Source organism: Natronomonas moolapensis 8.8.11 (assembly GCF_000591055.1).
In the GTDB taxonomy this organism is placed as follows: Archaea; Halobacteriota; Halobacteria; order Halobacteriales; family Haloarculaceae; genus Natronomonas; species Natronomonas moolapensis.
In genome coordinates, this window is the sequence record NC_020388.1 from 1330440 (window position 1) to 1345266 (window position 14827).

17 protein-coding genes are annotated in these 14827 nt (G+C 65.6%); 8 read left to right on the forward strand and 9 right to left on the reverse strand.

Translation table 11 applies throughout. The features are described 5' to 3' along the window. Nucleotides 1-63: 63 nt before the first annotated feature. Nucleotides 64-432 carry a hypothetical protein gene (locus NMLP_RS15400; RefSeq protein WP_049926239.1) on the reverse strand — a complete coding sequence of 123 codons (369 nt, stop codon included), beginning with the start codon at nt 430-432 and terminating at the stop codon, nt 64-66. A gap of 182 nt (nt 433-614) precedes the next feature. Here NMLP_RS15400 and gyrB point away from each other — a divergent pair, with 182 nt between their 5' ends. Beyond that, nucleotides 615-2534, forward strand: coding sequence for a DNA topoisomerase (ATP-hydrolyzing) subunit B (gene gyrB / locus NMLP_RS06630; protein WP_015409354.1), 1920 nt, complete (start codon nt 615-617; stop codon nt 2532-2534). Further along, complete coding sequence (gene gyrA, locus NMLP_RS06635; protein ID WP_015409355.1) at nt 2531-5077, forward strand: DNA gyrase subunit A; 2547 nt, start codon at nt 2531-2533, stop codon at nt 5075-5077. Before gyrB ends, gyrA begins: the two co-directional genes overlap by 4 nt. Nucleotides 5078-5083: 6 nt before the next feature. On the opposite strand, the gene NMLP_RS06640 is transcribed toward gyrA, so the two are convergent. Both NMLP_RS06640 and NMLP_RS06645 read right to left on the reverse strand, forming a co-directional pair. Further along, nucleotides 5084-5455 carry a VOC family protein gene (locus NMLP_RS06640; protein WP_015409356.1) on the reverse strand — a complete coding sequence of 124 codons (372 nt, stop codon included), beginning with the start codon at nt 5453-5455 and terminating at the stop codon, nt 5084-5086. 96 nt (nt 5456-5551) lie between these two features. Further along, nucleotides 5552-7774 (reverse strand): CDC48 family AAA ATPase, encoded by a 2223-nt coding sequence (locus tag NMLP_RS06645; protein WP_015409357.1) that lies wholly within the window; start codon nt 7772-7774, stop codon nt 5552-5554. A 238-nt stretch (nt 7775-8012) separates the two neighbouring features. Here NMLP_RS06645 and NMLP_RS06650 point away from each other — a divergent pair, with 238 nt between their 5' ends. After that, the gene (locus tag NMLP_RS06650) at nt 8013-8306 is read left to right on the forward strand and encodes a hypothetical protein (protein WP_015409358.1); all 294 of its coding nucleotides are present in this window, start codon (nt 8013-8015) and stop codon (nt 8304-8306) included. 56 nt (nt 8307-8362) lie between these two features. Continuing rightward, complete coding sequence (locus NMLP_RS06655; protein WP_015409359.1) at nt 8363-8587, forward strand: hypothetical protein; 225 nt, start codon at nt 8363-8365, stop codon at nt 8585-8587. A 37-nt stretch (nt 8588-8624) separates the two neighbouring features. Here NMLP_RS06655 and NMLP_RS16260 read toward each other — a convergent pair whose 3' ends face one another. Continuing rightward, the gene (locus NMLP_RS16260; protein ID WP_049926241.1) at nt 8625-8885 is read right to left on the reverse strand and encodes an ATP-binding protein; all 261 of its coding nucleotides are present in this window, start codon (nt 8883-8885) and stop codon (nt 8625-8627) included. Continuing rightward, on the reverse strand, nt 8882-9931 hold the full coding sequence (gene ahbB, locus NMLP_RS06665) for a siroheme decarboxylase subunit beta (RefSeq protein ID WP_015409360.1): 1050 nt from the start codon (nt 9929-9931) through the stop codon (nt 8882-8884). Before ahbB ends, NMLP_RS16260 begins: the two co-directional genes overlap by 4 nt. Before the next feature lie 152 nt (nt 9932-10083). Here ahbB and NMLP_RS06670 point away from each other — a divergent pair, with 152 nt between their 5' ends. Further along, nucleotides 10084-11148: an anthranilate phosphoribosyltransferase gene (locus NMLP_RS06670; protein WP_015409361.1), complete on the forward strand. Its 1065-nt coding sequence runs from the start codon at nt 10084-10086 to the stop codon at nt 11146-11148. Here the strand turns inward: NMLP_RS06670 and NMLP_RS06675 are convergent. Both NMLP_RS06675 and NMLP_RS06680 read right to left on the reverse strand, forming a co-directional pair. Beyond that, complete coding sequence (locus NMLP_RS06675) at nt 11145-11438, reverse strand: DUF7521 family protein (protein ID WP_015409362.1); 294 nt, start codon at nt 11436-11438, stop codon at nt 11145-11147. The genes NMLP_RS06670 and NMLP_RS06675 overlap by 4 nt on opposite strands. A gap of 2 nt (nt 11439-11440) precedes the next feature. Next, nucleotides 11441-11818 carry a winged helix-turn-helix domain-containing protein gene (locus tag NMLP_RS06680; protein ID WP_015409363.1) on the reverse strand — a complete coding sequence of 126 codons (378 nt, stop codon included), beginning with the start codon at nt 11816-11818 and terminating at the stop codon, nt 11441-11443. A gap of 96 nt (nt 11819-11914) precedes the next feature. On the opposite strand from NMLP_RS06680, the gene NMLP_RS06685 reads away from it, so the two are divergent. Beyond that, complete coding sequence (locus tag NMLP_RS06685) at nt 11915-12487, forward strand: peptidylprolyl isomerase (RefSeq protein ID WP_015409364.1); 573 nt, start codon at nt 11915-11917, stop codon at nt 12485-12487. A 1-nt stretch (nt 12488) separates the two neighbouring features. On the opposite strand, the gene NMLP_RS06690 is transcribed toward NMLP_RS06685, so the two are convergent. Then, nucleotides 12489-13040, reverse strand: coding sequence for an NUDIX hydrolase (locus NMLP_RS06690; protein ID WP_015409365.1), 552 nt, complete (start codon nt 13038-13040; stop codon nt 12489-12491). A gap of 205 nt (nt 13041-13245) precedes the next feature. After that, nucleotides 13246-13575 (reverse strand): CHY zinc finger protein, encoded by a 330-nt coding sequence (locus NMLP_RS06695; RefSeq protein WP_015409366.1) that lies wholly within the window; start codon nt 13573-13575, stop codon nt 13246-13248. A 130-nt stretch (nt 13576-13705) separates the two neighbouring features. Between NMLP_RS06695 and NMLP_RS06700 the strand changes: the two genes are divergently transcribed. Together NMLP_RS06700 and NMLP_RS06705 are read left to right on the forward strand one after the other, a co-directional pair. Further along, entirely contained in the window at nt 13706-14116 is a 411-nt protein-coding gene (locus tag NMLP_RS06700) for a cupin domain-containing protein (protein WP_015409367.1), read from the forward strand. A 262-nt stretch (nt 14117-14378) separates the two neighbouring features. After that, nucleotides 14379-14786: a translation initiation factor IF-2 subunit beta gene (locus NMLP_RS06705; protein ID WP_015409368.1), complete on the forward strand. Its 408-nt coding sequence runs from the start codon at nt 14379-14381 to the stop codon at nt 14784-14786. The last annotated feature ends 41 nt before the right edge of the window (nt 14787-14827 follow it).

The window sequence follows — 14827 nt, forward strand, 5'->3', positions numbered from 1 at the left end:
GGACCACGGTGAAAGTGAAGCCGTCGGGGGCGAGCGTGGCGGCGGGGCGCCAGGCGCTGCCGATCACTCCTCGCGAGGGGTCCCGAGGTGGTCCATGTGGTACGCCAGGCGGACGAGCCACGCGGTCGGGAGCGTACAGACGACGAAGGCCACGCCGACGCCGGTCGTTGACAGCCCCGCGGCCCCCACGGCGATCCCGGCGACGACGTAGGCGAACGAGACGACGACAGAAAGCACCGTCGCGGTGACGAGAATGCCGTTGACGGCGATCACCCGGGTGTTGTACTTGATCCAGCGGTCGCAACTCCGCAGCACTCGGGTCTCGAACGCGTCGCCGTCGGCCGCGATCCATCGCTCGACGGCTTCGGCGGCGATCTCCTGTCTGCGTGCGATCTGGGACTCGACGGTCGTCCGGGTCCCCTCGCGGGCCAACGCGAGCGCTTCCCGTCGGCTTTCGCGGGATCGGAACCGCCGTCTGCCACACCGGTGTTACAGCGGCGACGTATTTGTTCGTCGGGCGCTCGCGGAACGCGGCAGCGGACGAACGATGGGCGTTCGCCCGCGCGCGTGCGGGGGATTTATAAACGCCGCGTTGTAAGAATAAGCAGTATCAGATGTCTCAGAACAGCGACTACAGCGCCGGACAGATACAGGTACTGGAGGGGCTAGAAGCCGTCCAGAAGCGTCCGGCGATGTACATCGGCTCTACGGATGGACGCGGCCTCCATCATCTCGTCTACGAGGTCGTGGACAACTCCATCGACGAGGCGCTGGCCGGGCACTGCGACGCCATCGAGGTGCGCATCAACGAGGACGGGTCGGTGAGCGTCGTCGACGACGGGCGCGGGATTCCCGTCGACACCCACGAGGAGTACGACCGCCCCGCGGTGGAAGTCATCATGACAGTCCTCCACGCGGGCGGAAAATTCGACAGCAAGTCCTATCAGGTCTCCGGTGGTCTCCACGGCGTCGGCGTCTCGGTCGTCAACGCCCTCTCGAAGTGGCTCGAGGTCGAAATCAAACGCGACGGCGCCGTCTGGCGTCACCGCTTCGACCACGGCGAGCCCGAAGCGGACATAGAACGGGTCCGGGAGATGAACCCGGGCGAGGGGACCGGCACCGAGATCCGCTTTTGGCCCGACGGCGACATCTTCGAAACCACGGCGTTCGAGTACTCGACGCTGGAGTCGCGGCTCCGGGAGCTCGCCTTCCTGAACCCCGGCGTCGAGATCGCCCTCCGGGACGAGCGCTCCGACGAGGGGACAAACTCGGTGTTCGAGTACGAGGGGGGCATCCGGGAGTTCGTCGCGTACCTCAACGAAACACGTGAGCTGCTCCACGAGGACATCGTCTACGTCGAGGACGACGCCGACGACATCCACGTCGAGATCGCAATGCAGGCGACAGCGGGCGTACAGGGGTCGATCCACGCCTTCGCGAACAACATCAACACCCGCGAGGGCGGGACGCACCTGACTGGTTTCAAGACCGCGCTCACCCGCATCATAAACGACTACGCGGGATCGAACGGTCTGCTCTCGGACCTCGACGGCACGCTCAAAGGGGAGGACATCCGCGAGGGCCTGACGGCCGTCATCTCGGTCAAACACCCCGACCCGCAGTTCGAGGGCCAGACGAAGACGAAACTCGGCAACAGCGACGTTCGGGGGATCGTCGAGGGAGCCGTCCACGAGAAGCTCGCGACGTACCTGGAGGAACACCCCGACACTGCCGAGGCCATCGTCTCGAAGGCCGTCGAGGCGGCGAAGGCACGCAAGGCAGCGAAAAAAGCCGAAGAACTGACGCGCCGGAAGTCGGCGCTAGAATCGACTTCGTTGCCGGGAAAGCTCGCCGACTGCCGGGAGCGAAGCCCCGAGGACGCGGAGCTTTTCGTCACCGAGGGCGACAGCGCCGGCGGGAGCGCAAAGCAGGGCCGCAACCCCGAGTTCCAGGCGATCCTCCCGATCCGCGGGAAGATCTTGAACGTCGAGAAACACCGTCTCGACCGCATCCTCGAAAACAACGAGATCCGAAACCTGATCACGGCTATCGGGACGGGGATCGGCGAGGAGTTCGACATCGAGGCGGCGCGGTATCACAAGGTCATTCTCCTGTGCGATGCGGACGTCGACGGCGCACACATCAGGACGCTACTCTTGACGTTCCTCTATCGGCACATGACGCCGCTCATCGAGGCGGGCTACGTCTACGCCGCCCAGCCGCCGCTGTACCGGATTCGCTACAACGGCGAGACCTACGACGCGATGACCGAAGCCGAACGGGAGGAGGTCGTCGCGGACGTCTGCGGCGGCGACCCGGATCAGGTCCAGCGGTTCAAGGGGCTCGGCGAAATGAACCCCGAACAGCTCTGGGAGACGACGATGGATCCCGACAACCGGATCCTCAAGCGGATCACCGTCGAGGATGCGGCGGCGGCCGACCGGATGTTCAGCGTGCTGATGGGTGACGCCGTCGGGCCGCGAAAGCAGTTCATCAAGGACCACGCCGAGGAGGCGGAGTGGATCGACATATGAGCTCCGAGGCCCCCGACGCGCCGGACGTTCCGGCCGACGAGGTAGAGCCCGTCCGCATCGAGGACGAGATGGAGCAATCCTACATCGACTACGCGATGAGCGTCATCGTCGGGCGCGCACTGCCCGACGCCCGCGACGGCCTCAAGCCCGTCCAGCGGCGCATCCTCTATGCGATGGACGAGATGGGCGTCACGTCCCGGTCGGGCCACCGGAAGTCCTCCTCGATCGTCGGGGACACGATGGGGAACTACCACCCCCACGGCGACTCGGCGATCTACGACGCCCTCGCACGGATGGCACAGGACTTCTCGCTGCGATACCCCCTCGTCGACGGCCAGGGGAACTTCGGCTCCGTCGACGGCGACCCCCCCGCGGCGATGCGATACACCGAGGCGCGGATGGCCCCCATCGCCGAGGAGTTGCTCGCCGACATCGACAAGGACACGGTCGACTTCGCGCCGAACTACGACGACCGCCTGACAGAGCCGGCGGTGTTGCCGGCGGCGATCCCGAACCTGCTCGTCAACGGCGCGTCGGGGATCGCAGTCGGGATGTCGACGAACATCCCGCCGCACAACCTCGGGGAGGTGATCGACGCCGCGATCCACGTCATCGACCATCCCGGCTGTTCCGTGGCCGAGTTGCTCGACACGCCTGACTCGGACGGCTACGTGAAGGGTCCCGACTTCCCGACCGGCGCGAAGATCGTCAACCGCGAGGGGCTGTGGGACGCCTACACCGAGGGCCGTGGGCGACTCCGGGTTAGAGCGGAGATGGAAACCGAGTACGACGAGACGGGCGGGGATCGCATCGTCGTCACCGAACTCCCCTACCAGCAGAACAAGGCCCGCCGGATCGAACGCATCGCCGACGACGTCGGGGAGGGCAAGATCGAGGGAATCCGCGACATCCGCGACGAGTCCGACAGGAACGGCGTCCGGATCGTCGTCGAGTGCAAACGGGGCGCAAACGCCGACGTGGTCCGGAACCAACTGCTCGAACACCACCTCGAAAACACCTTTTCGGTGATCTCGCTCGCGCTGGTCGACGACCAGCCCCGGATACTGAACCTGAAGGAGCTTCTCGAGGCGTTCGTCGAGCACCGCCGCGAGGTCGTCCGCCGTCGCTCGCAGTTCGAACTCGACGAGGCCGAGGACCGCGCCCACATCCTCGAGGGGCGGCTCACGGCGCTGGACAACGTCGAGCGCGTCGTCGAACTCGTCCGCGACAGCGAGGACCGCGACGCGGCGATGGCGGGGCTTCGCGAGGCGTACGACCTCTCGGAGGCACAGGCCGAACACATCGTCCGGATGCAGCTCGGCTCGCTCACGTCGATGGAAGCCGGCGAGATCGAGGCGGAGTATCGGGACGTCCAAGACGAAATCGAGCGGCTCGAAACGATCCTGAACGACGAGAGCGAGCTGCTCGACGTCATCAAGGACGAACTCGAGGCGGTCAAGGCGTCCTACGACGACGAGCGCCGAACGGGAATCGTCGAGGACGCCGGCGCCGTCACCCGCGAGGACCTCATCGCAGAGGAGGAGGTCGTCGTCGCGGTCTCGGAGGACGACTACGTCAAGCGGATGTCGCTCTCGGAGTTCGATCCCCAACACCGCGGCGGCAAGGGGATCATCGGCTCGCGCCCGAAGTCTGGCGATCGGGTCTCGACGGTGTTTACCGCCTCGACGCACGATTATCTCCTCTGTTTCACCAACCAGGGCCAGGTCTACCGCCTGAAAGTGTTCGAGTTGCCGGAGATGGGCCGGACCGCCCGGGGCACCTCGGCGGTCAACATCGTCGATCTCGACGACGGCGAGGAGATCACCGCGGTCGTCAACACCGACGACATCGGCGAGGGGTACTTCGCGATGGCGACGAGAAACGGCTACGTCAAGCGGACCGAGGTCTCGGCGTTCGAGAACGTCCACTCGGGCGGCATTCGCGCGCTCACGCTCGAATCCGACGACTCCCTCGTCGACGTGGAGGTCACCGACGACGACGGCGACCTCCTGGTCGGCACCCGGGAGGGAATGACGATCCGCTTTTCCGGGGCCGACGCCCGACCGATGGGCCGGTCAGCACGGGGCGTCAACGGCATCGACCTCCGGGACGGCGACCGCGTCGCCGGTCTCGTCGCGGCGGCGGCCGACGACGACCGACATCTCCTGACGGTGACGAAGAACGGCTACGGCAAGCGGACGCCGCTGTCGGAGTACCGCCGCCAATCGAGGTACGGCAAGGGGCTCATCGACATCAAGACCGACGAGCGAAACGGTCCCGTCTGCTCGATCAACGCCGTCTCCGAGGGCGATGGTCTCGTCATTATGAGCGAATCCGGCCAGATCATGCGCACCCACGTCGGCGAGGTCTCGACGGTCGGCCGCAACACGAAGGGCGTCGTCGTGATGCGTCTGGACGACGACGACCGCGTCGCCGGCGTGGACGTCGTTCCCGACGAGGGGCGCGACGACGGACTCGAGGCGGACGATGAGACCGAAGCAGTCGGCGGGTCCGACGGCGAAGCCGGACCGGGCGACGAGTAGGCGGCGTTACTCCAGCGGTTCGATCAACTCGACCGCGTGGCCGTCGGGGTCGAGCACGAACGCGGTTTTGGCCCCCGCGGCGGGCTGGTCGGCGGGCTCCTTCCGGACGCCGTGGTGGTCGATGGTCTCGAAGGCCGCGTCGACGTCGTCGACTTTGACCGCGAGGTGGTCCCACCGGTCGCCGTCCTCGCTCGGCGTCTGGCCCTCGGTGTCGGAGAGTTGGAGTTCGACGCCGTTGTCGTCGGCGACGTAGCGATTGACCGTTTCGCCGTCCTCGGTTTCGAAGCCCCACGACTCCTCGAACTCGAGGTTCTCCGTGTACCACTCGACGGATCGTTCGACGTCCGAGACGTTCAAACAGGTGTGTAGGATCACCATACCGAAGCACCGACCGGGCCGGGCATAACGGCGGCGGTTCGACCCCGCGGGACCCGACGGCCGCGCTCGACCCCCAGACGGGAACGAGGGGCGTCGCTACTGGAAGCCGATCCGGCCGCCGCTCTGTCGGCGGCCGTCCGGGCTGCCCCCGCGGAACTGGTCTTCGACGTCGTCGTAGTAGCTGCGGATGTCCTCGGTGATCGTCGGACGGACGGACTCCAGTGCCTGTCTGAAGTGTCGCATCTCCACGTCGTCGGCGGCGTCGTCCTCGCGGAGCGCCTCGATCGCCGCCTCGCGGGCGATCGATTCGAGATCCGAGCCGACGTAGCTACCGGTCATTTCGGCGATTTCGCGGAGGCTCACGTCGGGCGCCAGCGGTGTATCGTCGGTGTGGATGCGGAGGATCTGCTCTCGGCCCTCCGTGTCCGGTTCGCCGATCATGACGAGCCGATCGAACCGACCCGACCGGATGAGCGCCGGATCGATCATATCGGGGCGGTTCGTCGCGCCGATCACCATCACGTCGTCCATGTCCTCCAGGCCGTCGAGTTCGGTCAGCAGTTGATTGACGACCCGCTCGGAGACGTTCGAGCCGACCTCGCCGCCACGGCCGGGCGCCAGCGAATCGAGTTCGTCGAAGAAGATCACCGTCGGCGAGACCTGTCTGGCCTTCCGGAACGTCTGTCTGATGGCCTTCTCGCTCTCGCCGACCCACTTCGAGAGGAGTTGTGGGCCACGAACCGAGATGAAGTTCGCGTTGGTCTCGTTGGCGACCGCCTTCGCGATGAGCGTCTTCCCGGTGCCCGGCGGGCCGTACAACAACACCCCTGCGGGCGGGTTGATTCCCATTCGGTCGAACTTCTCGGGGCTGTTCATGGGCCACTCGACGGACTCTTTGACCTGGTTCTTCTCGTCGGTGAGGCCGCCGACGTCGTCCCACGACACCTTCGGCAACTCGACGAGTACCTCCCGCATCGCCGAGGGGTCGACCTCGTTCAGCGCGTTGCGGAAGTCGTCCCGTTTGATGATCATCCGGTCGATGAGGCTCGGCGGGATGTCCTCCTCGTCGAGGTCGATCTCGGGGAGATATCGGCGCAATGCTTTCATCGCGGCCTCCTTGGTGAGGCTCTCGATGTCGGCGCCGACGAAGCCGTGGGTCTCGTCGGCCATCGTGTCCAGGGAGACGTCGTCGGCCAGCGGCATCCCGCGGGTGTGGATCTGGAGGATTTCCTTGCGTCCGGTCTCGTCCGGGACGCCGATCTCGATCTCCCGGTCGAAACGCCCCGGCCGCCGGAGGGCGGGATCGACGGCGTCCACGCGGTTCGTCGCCGCGATGACGATGACTTGCCCCCGCGACTCCAGGCCGTCCATCATCGTCAGTAGTTGGGCGACGACGCGGCGTTCGACTTCGCCGGTCACGTCCTCGCGCTTGGGCGCGATCGAATCGAGTTCGTCGATGAAGATGATCGACGGCGACTCCTCGGTCGCGTCCTCGAAGATCTCCCGCAGTTGCTGTTCGGACTCGCCGTAGTACTTCGAGATGATCTCGGGACCGGCGATGGAGAAGAACGAGGCGGAGGTCTCGTTGGCGACCGCCTTCGCAAGCAGGGTCTTGCCCGTACCGGGCGGGCCGTGCAACAATACCCCCTGTGGCGGCTCGATGCCGAGCTTCTTGAATATCTGGGGGTGTTTCATCGGCAACTCGACCATCTCGCGGACGCGCTGGATCTCGTTTTGGAGGCCGCCGATGTCCTCGTAGGTGATGCCGCCGCCGGTCTTCTCGAAGCCGGCGATCGGTTCCTCGCGGAGTTCGACCTCGGTGTCCTCGGTGACGAGACACACCCCGTCCGGGTCAGTCTCGACCGCGATGAGCGGGATGGCCTGTCCCGGCGACCGCATAAACGGGTGGTTCGTCGAGGACATGACAGGGACGATGTCGCGCTCGACGACCGGCCGCTTGAGTATCTGCCGTTTGACCATCCCCGCGGCGTCGGAGCCGAACTGCACCGACGCCTCCTCCGGCGGGGCGAGAACGAGCTTGTCTGCCTTCGTCGCCTCGGCCTTCCGTATCGTGACGCGCTCGCCGATGCCGACGTCGGCGTTCTGTCTGGTGAAGCCGTCGATCCGGACCGTGTCGGTGTTCCAGTCCTGCCGGTCGGCCCGCCAGACTTTCGCCGCTGTCGTGTCCGCGCCTTCGATCTCGATTATGTCACCCGGCGACAGCTTGAGATGGAGCAGGGTGTCCGGATCGAGGCGTGCGATCCCCCGTCCGGAGTCGTTGGGGTACGCCTTCGCGACCTCGAGTTGAACCTCGTTCATCCTGATATATATACTCCGCTCCGCCCGGAGATATGCTTTTTGCTCACGACACCGCTTCGGCGTCATCAACTGTCGGCTCCAGCCCCCCCTAGAGCGCGAGGCTTTCGCCTCGAATCTCCGCAAGCCGGCGAATCGTATGCGATCCCGAGAGGGCGTCCACTGACGCCGCGGACCGGCGCTCCTCGCCCGCGAGAGACTCCGACATCGTTTTGACCGTCGGGTCGGTATCGGTGTTCGAATGATAGAGCGGCTGGCGAGACAGCTCGGGAAGGAAGAACGAGACCTCCTCGTCCTGGAGGCCGTGCTTTCGCACTACCCGATCGGGATCGCCGGGATCGCCGAGGACGTCGGGATCGACGAACACAAAACGAGACACTCCCTCCGGATGCTCGAAGACGACGGGCTCGTCGATCCGACGCCCGACGGGGCCGTCCCGGCCGACGGCGTCGGCGGGCGCATCGAGGAGATCAACGCTGGCCTCGACGGCCTCGTCGAGCGCGCCGAGGAGCTCAAGCGATACGGCGACGAGTGACGGGAGATGCCGGCCGAAACCGGAAGGCTCGAAACGCCCGGTCGACTACGAGGCATATGTGGATCCTCGATGCGGACGCCGGCCTCCCCGGTTGGGCCCTCGGCGTGGTGTTGCTCGCGGGGACGATATCGGTCGCCGGCGTGACGGACTACTTGTTGACGGGGGCTGGCTACGACATCGCCGGGACCGCCGTTTGGGCGCTGTGTTACGCCGGCGCGCTCGCGACGGTCTGGGTCGTCTGGCTGCGCGACATCGAGTTTACCGGGCCGGAGAGTGGATAGCGATACGCCCACGGGGCGCGGTCGAACTCACAGCCGATCACTTGGTGCCGACACCGGTGATCTCGATTCGAGCGCCGCCCTCGACGCTGTCCGTGACGCGGAGCTCCCGGCCGTGTGCCTCGACGGTTTCTCGGGCGATCGCCAGCCCGAACCCGCTGCCCCAGACCGTCGTGCTGTAGCCCGGCTCGAACACCGCAGCGGCCGAATCGTGACGGGCTCGGAGCCGCCAGTCGGGTTGTTCGACGACGGGGATCGGGGATACGCTCGCCGTGATCGCCGAGCCGACGGAGGCGGTCACTGCCCGCTGACGATCTCCTCGTAGCGCGCGCCAGTCTGTTTGAGCGTTTCGGTGGAGTAGAGCCGCTCGTGTTCGAAAGGGAGATATTCGGTCGCCAACTCGTCGATCTTCCCGTCGACCGCCTCGGGGTCGCGGCCGTGGATCATAGTGAAGAGGTTGTACTCCCATCCCTGCTCGGGGCGACGGGGACGGTGATAACACAGCGTCACGTAGGGGAGTTCCCCGACCGTCTCCCCGAGAGCATCGAGGTCGCCGTCGGGGACGTCCCAGACGACCATGCAGTTCGAGTCGAAGCCGGTGACGATGTGGTTGACGACGCAGCCGATCCGCTTGATGCAGCCGTCCGCGGAGAGCCGTTTGATCGCGCTCAGGACGTCCTCGACGGACGCATCGACCGCCGCAGCCACGTCCCGGTAGGGGGTCTTCGAGAGGGGAAAGCCCTCCTGGATCTCGAGGATGAGCCGTCTATCGAGATCCGAGAGATCAGCGGCCGCCGTCTCGGAGATCCGCGTGGCGTCGACGGTCGTCGAGTCGATCGACTCCCGGGCGAAGCGGTCGCCGTTGACCACGGGAAACTCGAGATCGATGTAGAAATCCGTCAGCATCGGAAGCACTAGCACCGAACAGCCGGTTTCGGCTTCGATCTCCGAAACGATCCGGTCGCGCGTCTCGAGGGACCCGGCCGTGACGACGAACCACATGTTCCACTCGTGGTCGCGGCGGTAGTTGTGGTTCACCTGCCGGTGGCCGTTGATGACCTCGGCGATCTCCCCGAAGCGGTCCTCCGGCGCTCGTACCGCAGCCAGCGTCGAGGAGCCGATGACCGGCGGGTTGAGCACCGCTCCGAACCGGCGGAAGATCCCCGCCTCCCGGAGCCGTTCGACACGTTCGAGCGCCTCCGTCTCGTTGATTTCTAAGGCCTCGGCGACGCGTCGGAACGGTCGTTCCGCCACCGGAAACCCCGATTGGTAGCCGTCGATAATCGCCGCGTCGGTCGCGTCGATGGCCGCTCGCCAATCGTCGCCGTCGGTGGCCGGCGTACTCATTACCCTGTCTACGGGGCAGGGGGTTTAGTTTTCGTCGGTCACGAACGGCTTCGCCGCCGTTCGGCTCAGCGTGCTCCCCACAGAGTACGGGTGGATTCTCCCGGTATAGGAAGATGGAACGGGTTTTTGTTCCACAAGGCCGAACGCACCGTATGGCACAAGCGACGGAACGGTACGGGGAGTGGCCGCTGAAACGGCTGATGACCGAGGTCGTCGGCTCGGGGCACAAATCCGCCGACGACATGACGCGCGAGCAAGCGAGCGAAGCGTTCGAACGGATTCTCGACGGCGAACCCGACCGGACGACGCTCGGGGCGTTCCTCCTCGCGAACCGCTGGAAGCGAAACACGCCGGAGGAACTCGCCGCCTACGTCGATGTGATGGCCGACGGCGTCGAGACGGCTCACCCCGAGTGCAACCCCGTCGACTGCGGGGCGAACTACGACGGGAAGGGCCGGACTGCCCTGCTCGGGGTCGCCTCGGGGCTCGTCGCGGCCGCGGCTGGGACTCCGGTCGTGGTCCACTCCGGGGACCGCGTTCCGACGCAAAAACAGGACGCCTACAAGCACGTACTCGACGAACTCGGCGTTCGAACCGATCTCGCCCCCGAGGCGTCGGCGGAGATGACCGACGAGGTCGGGTTCGGGTTCTACTACCAACCGGAGTTCAACCCCGGTGTGGAGGCGCTCTTCGATCGCCGCGACCAGATGGGCGTCCGCACGTTCCTCAACACGGTCGAGACGCTCGCGAACCCCGCCGGCGCGTCCGTCCATCTGGGGAGCTTCTATCACCTCCCGTACGCCAAGCGGATCATCGACACTGTCGACGCCTCGGCGACCTCCGGGGTCGAACGCGTCGTGATGTTCCAGGGGCTGGAGGGGTACGACGACGTCCGGCCCGGCTCCACCAAGGTGGCCGTCTGGGACCACGGCGGCGAGGTGACGGACTTCGATATCGAAACGCCGGAGTACGGCATGGACTTCGAGAGCGATGACCTCGGCGTCGACGACGTCGCGGCCGAGTCGGCAACGATCACCGAAGAGATTCTGCGCGGCGAGCGTAACGACCAGTTCGCCGACGCGGTCGCGGTCAACGCCGCGCTACGGATCTACGCCCGCGGTGACGCCGACGATATCGAGGCCGGACTCGAGACAGCCCGCGATGCCATGGCGTCGAACGAACCGGCAGCGCGGCTGGACGCGCTCCGGTCGTTCTAGCGGGCCCGAAGCGAGTATGCGATTATCGAGAGTCCGGAGAGGACAAAGAGGCTCTCGATCAGGATGCCGATCCCGAGGTTGCTTCCCAGCAACTCGAAGGTGAGACCGGCCAGCAACACGCCGACGACGATGAGACCGAATCCGATCGCGAGCAGGCCGATCGATCGGTCCGCAGTCCGTCGATACGCGCTGAACGCGAGGTAGGTGACAACACCGCCGACGAGGAGAATGGACGTCTTGACGATGGCTATCGCGAGTTGGACTTCGAAACTGGATGTCGAATGTACCATGATTACAGCTCTTTTTGCACCTCGGACCACATTTCCGCGAGGCGTTCGTCCGGGTTTCGAACCGGCCGATCGATCTCGACTTCGAGGCCGGCGGAACCGGTCCGTGTCACGACGACGGCTTCGAAATTGAGTCGGTACCGCGTCGCGTGGCTGCCGTCCTCGCGGATCTGGGTTCCCTCGCTGACGAGGGTCGCCTCCGACAGCCGCTCGAGCTTTCGGTACAGCGTCGATCGAGGGATGTCACACCGGTCGAGAAGCGACCGCGCCGTTCGGGGGTCGCCTAATTCGGTGAGAATGGCGCGACAGTCCTCGTCGTGCAACGCCCCGAGTACCGCGTCGATGTCCGGGGTCTCGTCTTCGATCGACGGATCCCGAACCATAGTGTGTCTTCTCGCCGGAGAACTAAACGGCTGTGGATTGACAACACCCGGACGAGGAGTCGGCAGTCTTTTGCGACGCCCACCCCTGCATGGGGTATGAGCGACGACAGAGCCGTCTCCAATCCGGACAACCCGACCGTAACGCTGCGGACGACCCACGGCGATATCACCGTCGAACTGTTCGAAGGACGGGCACCGCGAACCGTCGAGAACTTCCTCGGCCTGGCGGAGCACGATCCCGCCGCCGACGCCGATCCGGGCCTCGAAACCAACACTTGGAAAGACCCCGAAACGGGCGAAGTCCGCGGCGACTCTCTGTACGAGGGCGTCGTCTTCCATCGGGTCATCGACGACTTCATGATTCAAGGTGGGGATCCGACTGGGACCGGCCGCGGCGGGCCGGGGTATCAGTTCGACGACGAGTTCCACGACGACCTCAGCCATGACGGCCCCGGAATCCTCTCGATGGCCAACTCCGGACCGAACACCAACGGGTCGCAGTTTTTCGTTACGCTAGATGCGACGCCACATCTCGACGGCAAACACGCCGTCTTTGGCCAAGTGATCGACGGCATGGACGTCGTCGAGGAGATCGGCTCACTGCCCACCGGTCGCAACGACGAACCCAAAGACGACGTCGAGATCGAGACGGTCGAGGTCGACGGCTGAGTCACTCCTGGGCCCGGATCGCGTACTGCAGGACAGCCAGTGCGGATCGGCCGTCGCGGAGTTCGCCGACCGCCGCCCGCGATCGAAGTTCCTCGAACGTCGCCGTCTCGACGGCGATCGACTCGTTGTGATCGAGGTCTTGCTCGGCGGCCGGTTCACAGCCGTGTGCGACGACATAGTGGAAGACCGAGTCGAAGAGTCCGTTGGCCGGTTCGTACGTCGCGATCTCCTCGACGGCACCGGCGTTGTAACCGGTCTCCTCCCGTAGCTCCCGTCGGGCAGCGGCTCGGACGTCCCCGTCCGCGTCCTCGAGGCCGCCGGCTGGGAGCCCGTAGTTGATCCGGCCGACCGCCTGGCGCCACTCGCGGATGACGACGACGTCGCCCTCGTCGGTGAACGGCAACACCACGACCGACGGCGGTTCCGAGACGGAGTGAAACTCGGTTTCGGTTCCGTCGGGGAGCCGAACGTCGTCGCGCACGACGTCGAAGCCCGGGCACGTGTACTCGGTTTCTGAGCCGAGCGTTCGCCACGCTAGTTCGGAATCGTCCATACTACCGGGTCGAGCGGCGCAGACAAAACGGTATCCCTCACGGATGGCGTGCAGGCGGCGCATTCGTTCCGTCCGACGGCGGCGCGCCGCGCTCCCGTCTCGACCGGCCGTCGACGACTCGTCACGTCGTGGCGTATTTGGCCACGTATCGATATATAAACTCTCGCGTGCGCAGGATCGAGTGTGGCACACGCCGATCGCGGTCTCACCGCCCTTCGAGCCACCCGAAATAACGACCGTAGTGTGTCGCACAGTCCGGATTGAATGCCGCTCCACAGTCAGGACAGGTGGCGGTCGAGACGTACACCGGCGCGGGCATCGACGTCCCACAGACGCCACAGCGGACGGCCGGCTCCTCGCGCCGGTCGACCGGCCACGGCACTGCGCTGTGGTCGGCGAGCACTCGATGGCACTCGAAACAGGCGTAGTACGCCTCACAGCAGCCGAACCGGATGGCGACGACGTCCTGTTCGGTTCCGTAGTGTGCACACCGGGTATCGTCATCCAATCCGACACCGCGTACACTGTCGGGCATACACCCTCTACGACCGGACCGGGTAACTCGGTTGTGTGTCGGCATCGAGGCACTCCACCGACTCGCCGACGGCCCGTCGATGCCAGAGACACCCGTCTTTTTGTTCTCGCGTCCCGTGAGAACTGGGCACATGGAGTACGAACTGGTAGATCTCGACGACGTGCCGGTGACGGATCTCTCCGGAGTCGAATCGGTTCCACCGGACCTCAACATCAGACCCGTCGGCGAACACCTCGGGCTCTCGGAGATGCGCGCGACGGTGTGGTACTTTGACCCCGGCGAGGAGATCCAGTACCACGCCCACAGCGAACAGGAGGAGCTGTATTTCGTCCTTGAGGGGGCGTTCTCGCTGAAGCTGGGTCGATCCGGCGAGACCGAGTACGTCGACGCCGGACCCGGAACGTTCTGGGTCGCGGAGCCGAAGGTCGGCCACGGGCACCGAAACGTCGGCGACGACCGCGGCGTCGTCCTCTCGTTCGGCGCGCCGCCGGTCGACGACCCCGGGCTCAACCCCCACGACCTCGAACATGCTGAATTCTGATGTTTGTGACCTACGCTCTCGACAAATACGTTCGTGATGGGCCAGAGAACTTCGCGTACAATTTGTTTTATCGGTTGAATAGCTGTGGTCCCACAGCACTGCTCGACAGTACGGACGGGCGCAATCTCACACCCCACGGTTCGCTTCCGGTATGTCGGGACCCTCCCCGACCGACTCGCTCGCTTCGGTCGCTTCTCGAGGTGGGAGGGCTCCACCCCGAAGCACGCTGAATCTTTTTTTGTCCGAGGGCCGAACGGAGCATATGGAGTACGAAGAGAGACTCGACCGCGCGCTCGAGACGACGCCGGACATCGAGGAGGCGGCGGATCGGCTCTCGCTGCCCGATCCCGAGGTGCGCCAGGAGGGGGCGGCGACAATATACGAGAACTTCCAGACCACCCTCGACGTCCTCGGCCGAGCGGGCGAGCACGTGATGAAACACCTCCAGTCCGAACTCGGGACGAGCGCCCACATCGACGAGCGGGGGCGACTCAGGCTGACCGGGGCGTTCCGGGCCGGCCGCGTTCGGGAGGCGATGGAGGCGTACGTCGAGCGGTACGTCCGCTGTCCGGAGTGTGGTCTCCCGGACACCAGAATCGAAACCGAGCGCGGGGCGGAGATACTCAGGTGTACGGCCTGCGGCGCGCGCTCCCCGGCTGGCGGGGAGTGACGGCACAGCCGGCCGAACTCACTCGTTCTCCCGTCGCCGCT

Bases quoted from the DNA above. Each gene is read 5' to 3' on its own strand.
- gyrB (WP_015409354.1), top strand. From the start codon at position 615: ATGTCTCAGAACAGCGACTACAGCGCCGGACAGATACAGGTACTGGAG.
- gyrA (WP_015409355.1), top strand. From the start codon at position 2,531: ATGAGCTCCGAGGCCCCCGACGCGCCGGACGTTCCGGCCGACGAGGTA.
- NMLP_RS06640 (WP_015409356.1), bottom strand. From the start codon at position 5,455: ATGGTGATCCTACACACCTGTTTGAACGTCTCGGACGTCGAACGATCC.
- NMLP_RS06645 (WP_015409357.1), bottom strand. From the start codon at position 7,774: ATGAACGAGGTTCAACTCGAGGTCGCGAAGGCGTACCCCAACGACTCC.
- NMLP_RS06650 (WP_015409358.1), top strand. From the start codon at position 8,013: ATGATAGAGCGGCTGGCGAGACAGCTCGGGAAGGAAGAACGAGACCTC.
- NMLP_RS06655 (WP_015409359.1), top strand. From the start codon at position 8,363: ATGTGGATCCTCGATGCGGACGCCGGCCTCCCCGGTTGGGCCCTCGGC.
- ahbB (WP_015409360.1), bottom strand. From the start codon at position 9,931: ATGAGTACGCCGGCCACCGACGGCGACGATTGGCGAGCGGCCATCGAC.
- NMLP_RS06670 (WP_015409361.1), top strand. From the start codon at position 10,084: ATGGCACAAGCGACGGAACGGTACGGGGAGTGGCCGCTGAAACGGCTG.
- NMLP_RS06675 (WP_015409362.1), bottom strand. From the start codon at position 11,438: ATGGTACATTCGACATCCAGTTTCGAAGTCCAACTCGCGATAGCCATC.
- NMLP_RS06680 (WP_015409363.1), bottom strand. From the start codon at position 11,818: ATGGTTCGGGATCCGTCGATCGAAGACGAGACCCCGGACATCGACGCG.
- NMLP_RS06685 (WP_015409364.1), top strand. From the start codon at position 11,915: ATGAGCGACGACAGAGCCGTCTCCAATCCGGACAACCCGACCGTAACG.
- NMLP_RS06690 (WP_015409365.1), bottom strand. From the start codon at position 13,040: ATGGACGATTCCGAACTAGCGTGGCGAACGCTCGGCTCAGAAACCGAG.
- NMLP_RS06695 (WP_015409366.1), bottom strand. From the start codon at position 13,575: ATGCCCGACAGTGTACGCGGTGTCGGATTGGATGACGATACCCGGTGT.
- NMLP_RS06700 (WP_015409367.1), top strand. From the start codon at position 13,706: ATGGAGTACGAACTGGTAGATCTCGACGACGTGCCGGTGACGGATCTC.
- NMLP_RS06705 (WP_015409368.1), top strand. From the start codon at position 14,379: ATGGAGTACGAAGAGAGACTCGACCGCGCGCTCGAGACGACGCCGGAC.